This is a genomic window from Streptomyces sp. MB09-01 (assembly GCF_033794505.1).
Lineage (GTDB): Bacteria > Actinomycetota > Actinomycetes > Streptomycetales > Streptomycetaceae > Streptomyces.
Genome location: NZ_JARAYQ010000343.1, coordinates 1 through 7,024, shown reverse-complemented (window position 1 = coordinate 7,024; position 7,024 = coordinate 1). Strand labels below are relative to the sequence as shown.

Annotated in this window: 6 protein-coding genes; 1 reads left to right on the top strand and 5 read right to left on the bottom strand. The window is 74.2% G+C overall.

From position 1 onward, the window contains the following. Window positions 1-170: 170 nt before the first annotated feature. From PV721_RS39165 to PV721_RS39155, 3 genes are all read right to left on the bottom strand, one after another. A complete protein-coding gene (locus PV721_RS39165) occupies window positions 171-668 on the bottom strand; it encodes a peptidylprolyl isomerase (RefSeq protein ID WP_319733001.1) in 498 nt (165 codons plus the stop codon). Between the two features lie 55 nt (window positions 669-723). Further along, entirely contained in the window at window positions 724-3,168 is a 2,445-nt protein-coding gene (locus tag PV721_RS39160) for a PQQ-binding-like beta-propeller repeat protein (protein WP_319732999.1), read from the bottom strand. 205 nt (window positions 3,169-3,373) lie between these two features. After that, window positions 3,374-4,168, bottom strand: a complete 795-nt coding sequence (locus tag PV721_RS39155) for a VOC family protein (protein ID WP_319732997.1) — start codon at window positions 4,166-4,168, stop codon at window positions 3,374-3,376. Window positions 4,169-4,453: 285 nt separating this feature from the next. On the opposite strand from PV721_RS39155, the gene PV721_RS39150 reads away from it, so the two are divergent. Next, window positions 4,454-5,101: a TetR family transcriptional regulator gene (locus PV721_RS39150; RefSeq protein ID WP_319732995.1), complete on the top strand. Its 648-nt coding sequence runs from the start codon at window positions 4,454-4,456 to the stop codon at window positions 5,099-5,101. Between the two features lie 65 nt (window positions 5,102-5,166). Here PV721_RS39150 and PV721_RS39145 read toward each other — a convergent pair whose 3' ends face one another. Together PV721_RS39145 and PV721_RS39140 are read right to left on the bottom strand one after the other, a co-directional pair. Then, window positions 5,167-5,649, bottom strand: a complete 483-nt coding sequence (locus PV721_RS39145) for a nitroreductase family deazaflavin-dependent oxidoreductase (RefSeq protein ID WP_319732993.1) — start codon at window positions 5,647-5,649, stop codon at window positions 5,167-5,169. Next, window positions 5,649-6,923, bottom strand: coding sequence for an acyl-CoA dehydrogenase family protein (locus tag PV721_RS39140; RefSeq protein WP_319732991.1), 1,275 nt, complete (start codon window positions 6,921-6,923; stop codon window positions 5,649-5,651). The genes PV721_RS39145 and PV721_RS39140 overlap by 1 nt, the downstream gene beginning before the upstream one ends. Window positions 6,924-7,024 lie beyond the last annotated feature (101 nt).

Below are 7,024 nucleotides of genomic sequence, written 5' to 3'. Positions count from 1 at the left end.
CCCCGGAGCCGTACCCGGCCGCCCCGGCGAACGAGCCGTGGCCACCGGCCCCGCCCCGGGACCACGCGTAGGGCGGGCGACGTACCTCACGGGCCCGAACGGCGTGGAAATGGCGGCGGCCCCGGCCCCCGGGTGGGGGCGGGGCCGACCGGCCGGAGAGGCGGGTGGGATCAGGCGGCGTCGACGACGCCGGAGGCCGCGATCTCGACCTTGCCCTTGGGGGCGCCGGACTGGGAGCCCAGGGCCTCGATCTGGTCCACGAGCTCCTTGCCCTCGACGACCTCGCCGAAGACGACGTGCTTCCCGTCGAGCCACGAGGTGACGACGGTGGTGATGAAGAACTGCGAGCCGTTGGTGTTCTTGCCGGCGTTCGCCATCGACAGCAGGTACGGGCGGTCGTGCTTCAGCTGGAAGTTCTCGTCCTCGAACTTCTCGCCGTAGATGGACTTGCCGCCGGTGCCGTTGTGGTTGGTGAAGTCACCGCCCTGCAGCATGAACTGGGGGATGACGCGGTGGAAGCCCGAGCCGGCGTAGCCGTAGCCGTTCTGGCCGGTGGCCAGCTCACGGAAGTTGCGCGCCGTCTTCGGGACGACCTCGTCGAAGAGGTTGAAGACGATGCGGCCGGCGGGGGCGCCGTTGATGGTGATGTCGAAGTAGACGTTGCTCATGGGGTCCATCCTGTCACTCCCGGTGCGGTGCGCTACTCGGCGGGGCCGGAAGCGCTCAGCCGCTCGTACGGGTGCCCGTGCCCTTCGCCGCGTCCAGGGCGTACACGCAGCGGTCCTTGCTGCACGCGTACACCACGCCCGCCTCCGCCACCGGCGCGCCCGTGATCTCGCCGCCCGTGGCCAGCTTCCAGCGGAGCTGGCCGCCCGCCGCGTCCAGGGTGTAGAGGCAGTGGTCGGCGGAGCCGAAGTGCACCCGGCCGTCCGCGACCGCGGGCAGGCCGGTGATCTCGCCGCCCGCCGCGAAACGCCACTTCGGGGTGCCGGTGACGGCGTCGAGCGTGTAGAGCGCGCTGCCCGCCCCCAGGTGCACGTTGCCGTTCGCGACCAGCACCGGGTCCGAGGACTGCCGGGCCTCGGTCGCGATCCGCCAGCGGTCGTGCCCGGTGGCCGCGTCGAGGGCGTAGACGGTGCCCAGGTAGTCCGCGAGGTAGACCCCGCCGCCGGTGACGGCGGCGCCCGGCGCGAAGGCCGGGGCGGCCAGGAAGACCGCGGGGGCCTCGAAGTGCCACCGCACCCGGCCCGAGGCCCGGTCCACGGAGAGCACCCGGGTGCCGGCCGCGATGTAGACGTTGCCGTCGGGGGCGGGGGTGACCCGGACGGGCACGTTCCCGCAGGAGGCCGCGTCGCCGACCGGGTACGACCAGGACTCGCGGCCGCTGCGGGCGTCGAGCGCGCGCAGCCGGGCGTCCTGCCACACGTAGACGGTGCCGTCGTGGAGGACGGGGGCCGCCTCCGGGGTCTCGAAGTCGCTCTGCGCGCCGGTCAGCTCCCACAGCTTCTGGCCGTTGGAGGCCTCCCAGCCCTGTACGCCGCCGCCGCGGGTGGCGGTGACGACCGTGCCGCGCTCGGCGCGCAGCGCGTACACCCAGGCGTCGGCGGACAGCCGCCACCGCTCGGAGCCGTCGGAGGCGTCGAGCGCGTAGAGGGAGGGGCCGTCGGAGGCGTGGATGCGGCCGTCGGAGACCGCCATGGACCAGGCGACGTCGCGGGTCTTGAACTGGCGGCGGCCGCTCGCCACGTCCAGCGCGTGGACCTCGAAGGAGGTGACGTAGAGCAGGTTGCCGGCGACGGTCGGGGTGCCCCAGACCTCGTTCGACATGCGGAAGCGCCACGGGCGCCAGCGGCCGCTGTCCGGGGCCGGGCCCGGGCTCGGACAGCGGCCGCTGTCCGGGGCCGGGCCCGGGCTCGGTACCGCCACGGCGGAGGGGGTGACCGCCGCCGCCCCGCCGGGCGGGCGGACCCAGCCGGTCGCCGAGTCGACGGCGGAGGCGTGCACGGCCGGGGCCGCTGCGGTCGCGCGGGGACCGGGTCCGATCGGCACGGGCGAGCCGCCCAGGCGCACCGGCTCGCCCGAGGGCGCCGGGGACATCGGCGGGTGGTGCGGGCGCTGCGGGACGGCCTGGCCGGTACGCGGGTCCACCCACGGGTCGGCGCCACCGCGCGGGCGGCGGTGCGTGGCGGGCCCGGAGGCGGGGCCGCCGGAGCCGGAGTCCCGGCCGGGGCCGGGGGCGGGCACGGGCGCGGGAACCGCGGCGGCGGGCGTACGGTTGCCCGCGCGCCGGGCCTCGATCATCGCGACGGCCCGCGCGGGCAGCCACGCCGAGGCGGTGCCGCTGTCGTCGCCGCCGTCGAAGAGGTGCGGGGCGAGCTGCGCCTGCAGGTCGGCCGGGGTCGGCCGCTGCGTGGCGTCCATCTGCATGCAGGAGTCGATCAGCGGCCGCAGCTCCTCGGGGAGCCCGTCCAGGTTGGGCCCCTCGCGCAGCAGCATGAAGACCGTCTCCACCGGGTTCGCCCCGTGGTACGGCGGGTGCCCGGTGGCGGCGAAGACGAGGGTGGAGCCGAGCGAGAAGACGTCGCTGGCGCCCTTGACGCTGCGGGAGTCCTTCGCCTGTTCGGGCGACATGTAGGCGGGGGTGCCGACGGCGACGTTCGTCATGGTCAGGCGGGTGTTGGAGACCCCGCTGGCGATGCCGAAGTCGATCACGCGCGGGCCGTCCTCGACGACGAGCACGTTCGACGGCTTCAGGTCGCGGTGGACGAGGCCCGCGCCGTGGATGGACTGCAGGGCCTCGGCGATGCCGGCCGCGAGCCACCGTACGGCCTGCGCGGGCATGGGCCCGCACTCGTTGACGATCTCCTCCAGGGAGGGCGCCGGCACGTACGCGGTGGCCAGCCACGGCACGGCGGCGCGCGGGTCGGCGTCGACCACGGCCGCGGTATAGAAGCCGGACACGGCGCGGGCCGCCTCCACCTCGCGGGTGAAGCGCACCCGGAACAGCTGGTCCTCGGCGAGCTCGGTCCGCACCGTCTTGATCGCGACCCGCCGTCCGGACGCGGACCGCGCGAGATAGACCAGCCCCATGCCGCCGGCGCCGAGCCGTCCCAGCACCTCGAAGGGGCCGATCCGTCTCGGGTCGTGCTGCGTCAGCTGCTCCACCACTCGCCTCCACACCTCCCCGTACGGGCCCTCGCCGGGCCCGCTTCCACCGGCACGGGGCCCTGGGCCCCGTGCAGCGTCTCACTCCGGGCGCCGCCCGGGTCGCGCAACCCCGATTCTGTCAGGCCCGGGCCGGGTCCGGCCCCGGCACGTCGAGCAGCGCGGTGTGATCTGCCCGGCGAACCGTCCGGCGACCCGTCCCTGGCGGCTAACCGCCCGCCTTGGTGCGGGGTTCCGAGAGGAGCCCGAAGACGGCCCCCTGATTGTCGGCGACGACCGCGATCCGGCCGTAGGGGGTGTCGAAGGGATCGGCGGTGACCCGGCCGCCGAGCCGCCGCGCGGTGGCCACGGACTGGTCGCAGTCCGGGACGGCGAAGTAGACGAGGAAGTGCGCGGGCATGATCTCCGGGAAGGCGTCGGTGATCAGGCTGCGCCCGAGGACCGCGGTGTTCGTACCGGGGGCGCTGCCGGGCGGGGACCAGATGCGGTACTCGACGCCGGCGTCGTCCTGGTCCTGCGGTACGTAGCCGAAGACCTTGGCGTAGAAGACGTCGACGGCGTCGCGGGCGCGCGTGTAGACCTCGGCCCAGCAGTACGCGTACGGCTCCTGCTGGGCCTCGAAGCCGTGGTGGGTGCCGGGCTGCCACAGGCCGAAGACGGCTCCGCCGGGGTCGGCGGCCATCGCGGCGGTGCCGTACGGGCCCACCGGCATCGGGTCCATCACCATCTGGCCGCCCGCGGCGCGGATGCGCTGGGCGCAGGCGTAGGCGTCGGTGGTGTAGAGGTAGACACCCCAGACGGTGGGCATCCGGCCGTCCGGTTTGGGGGCGAGGGCGGCGACGTTGCGGCCGCGGCTGTAGGCCTGCGTGTAGTGGCCGTACTCGGCTCCCGCGCTGTCCGCGAAGGTCCACCCGAACAGCTCGCCGTAGAAGCGCTTGCCCGCCTCGACGTCCGGAAGCGAGGCGTCCACCCAGCAGGGTGCGCCTTCCGCGAATGCGGCCATGGGCCCGGTTCCTTCCGTTGTGCGGGGGTGTGTACCCTCTCACCTCTCTCAGCCATGATCCGTCCGAAAACTTGTCCACAGCCTGTTGATAAGACTATTCGGGGGAAACCTTGCGGAACCGGGCGACACGCCCGGCCTGCGACTACGGGGCGTACCGGGGGCGCGCCCGGCCGGAAATCCGCCTCCGAGACCCCGCGGACCGCCTCCCGCCCAGGCCAGGGACCCCGTAACCCCATTTGCAGGCGGCCGAATAGCGCGCCGATCACCCCTCGGTAAGCTGACGGCATGACAGGACAAGTACGCACCGTCGACGGGCGTGTCGCCGGCCGGCGCGGCCAGGCGACGCGGCAGAAGCTGCTCGACTGCCTCAGCGAGATGCTCAGCTCCTCGCCGTACCGCGACGTCAAAGTGATCGACGTCGCCCGCAAGGCCGGTACCTCCCCCGCGACCTTCTACCAGTACTTCCCGGACGTCGAGGGCGCCGTCCTGGAGATCGCCGAGCAAATGGCCACCGAGGGCGCGCAGTTGACGTCGCTCGTCGAGGGCCGGACCTGGGTCGGCAAGTCCGGTTGGGCCGCCGCCGAGGAACTCGTCGAGGGCTTCCTGGAGTTCTGGCGCCGCAACGACGCGATCCTGCGTGTCGTCGACCTCGGTGCGGCCGAGGGCGACAAGCGCTTCTACAAGATCCGCATGAAGATCCTGAACTCGGTCACCAACTCCCTGACGGAGTCGATGAAGGAGCTCCAGGGCAAGGGCAAGGTCGACAAGGACGTCAGTCCCGCGGCGATGGCCGGTTCGCTGGTCGCGATGCTGGCCGCGGTCGCCTCGCACCAGAAGGGCTTCCAGACCTGGGGCGTCAAGCAGGCCGAGCTCAAGCCGAACCTGGCGCTGCTCGTCCACCTCGGCATCACGGGCAAGAAGCCCACCAAGTAACGGCGGATCCCTTCCGGGGTCCGCCGCCCTGCGGCTCCCCTGCCGGCGTGCACGACCGCCTGAGATCAGCGACGCTCCAGGCGGAACAACCGGATCTCGCGCTCGATGCGCGCCTGGTACGTCGCGTACGGCGGCCAGAACCCCAGCACCGCCTGCCACGCCGCAGCGCGTTCCTCCCCCGCCAGCAGCCGGGCCCGTACGGGGATGTCCCGGCCTTGCCAACTCACGTCCGCGTCCGGGTGCTTGAGCAGATTCCCGGTCCATGCCGGGTGCCCGGGCCGGCCGAAGTTGGAGCCGATCAGGACCCAGCTCGTGCCGCCGTTCTCCGGCATGCAGGCGAGCGGGGTGGTGCGCGGCTCGCCCGTCTTGGCGCCCTTGGCGGTGAGGATCACGCCCGGCAGCATCTGGGCGCTGAGCATGACCTTGCCGCGGGTGAGCTTGTGCACCGCCTTGTCCAGGGCGGGGATGAAGTGCGGTGCGATCTTGGCGAAGAGCCTGGTCGAGGAGACCTTCTGCATCAGCTTGACGCCGGGAGCCACGCGAGCCATCAGACGGCCACCTTCTCTTGGGCGGGCGGGACGTCGGGCGCAGCCGCGGCGGGAGCCGGGGCCGCGGTCGCCGTGGGCGCGGCAGGGGCGGCGGCCGGAGCGGCGGCCGGAGCGGCGAACAGGCCCGCGCGGTCCGCGGCGTGCGCCCGCAGCCGGTGGACGGGTCCGAAGAGCAGCTCGTCGGCCGCGGCCCGCTTGAAGTAGAGGTGCGCGTCGTGTTCCCAGGTGAAGCCGATGCCGCCGTGCAGCTGGATCGCCTCGCCGGCGGTCACCCGCAGGGCTTCGAGCGCCTGGGCGAGGGCGAGGCCGCCCTGGTCCGGGTCCCAGGCGGCGTAGTAGGCCGCCGAGCGGGCGGCCTGCACCTGTACGTAGAGGTCGGCGAGCCGGTGCTTGACGGCCTGGAAGGAGCCGATCGCCCGGCCGAACTGCTCGCGCTGGCGTACGTACTCGACGGTGCGGGCGAGCGCCAGTCCGGCCGCGCCGACCGCCTCGACGGCGAGCACGGCGGAGGCGGTCCGCCCGGTGGCGGCGAGGGCGCCCGGCACGTCGCCCTCCTCGTCGCCGAGCAACTCGGCGGGGACGTCGCGCAGTTGGATCCTGGCCTGCGGGCGGGTCTCGTCCAGTACGGCCTGCCTGGACCGTACGAGCCCGGGCGCGCCCTCCCGTACGACGAACAGCAGCGTACGGCTGCGGGCGAATCCCCCGGCGTGCGCGGCGACCAGCAGCAGCGGGGCGCTGTGGCCGTCGAGCACCTGGGCGGCCTCTCCGTAGAGCCGCCAGCCGCCGCCCACGGCGTCGGCGCGGGCCTGGACCCCGCCCGCACGGCCGCCGCCGGACCACTGCCCGGCGCTGTCGTCGCCGGTCAGCGCGAGCGCCGTGGCCAGCGCCGGGCCCGGGACGGCGAGGGCGGCGGTCAGCCCGCCGGCCGCCAGCGGCGGGAGCAGCGCGGAGCGCTGGGCGTCGGTGCCGAGGGCCGTGATCAGGGGCGCGCAGAGCACGGCGGTGGCCAGCAGCGGCGAGGGCAGCAGCGCCCGCCCGGTCTCCTCGCAGGCCAGGGCCAGGTCGGCGGGGGCGCAGCCGACGCCGCCGTACTCCTCGGCGACGGCGAGGCCGGGCAGCCCGAGCCGCTCGGCGAGCTGCTGCCACAGCTCGCGGTCGTGTCCGGCGGCGGTGCGGACGGCGGCCTTGACCTCGTCGGGGCCGCAGCGTTTGCCCAGGATCTCGCGCAGGGTACGGCGTATCTCGGCCTGCTCCGCGGTGAAGGCGGCATCCATCGTCTGGCTCCTCCTGGGGGCACCTCCCGGCGGCGGGCCGGGGGCCTATCTGACGGGCCGTCATATTAGGCCCGGCGGCGGCAGATGCACAGGGGGCGGCG

What these genes read in the sequence shown, in the direction of transcription:
- PV721_RS39165 (WP_319733001.1), bottom strand. Translation starts at nt 668, where the DNA reads ATGAGCAACGTCTACTTCGACATCACCATCAACGGCGCCCCCGCCGGC.
- PV721_RS39155 (WP_319732997.1), bottom strand. Translation starts at nt 4,168, where the DNA reads ATGGCCGCATTCGCGGAAGGCGCACCCTGCTGGGTGGACGCCTCGCTT.
- PV721_RS39150 (WP_319732995.1), top strand. Translation starts at nt 4,454, where the DNA reads ATGACAGGACAAGTACGCACCGTCGACGGGCGTGTCGCCGGCCGGCGC.
- PV721_RS39145 (WP_319732993.1), bottom strand. Translation starts at nt 5,649, where the DNA reads ATGGCTCGCGTGGCTCCCGGCGTCAAGCTGATGCAGAAGGTCTCCTCG.
- PV721_RS39140 (WP_319732991.1), bottom strand. Translation starts at nt 6,923, where the DNA reads ATGGATGCCGCCTTCACCGCGGAGCAGGCCGAGATACGCCGTACCCTG.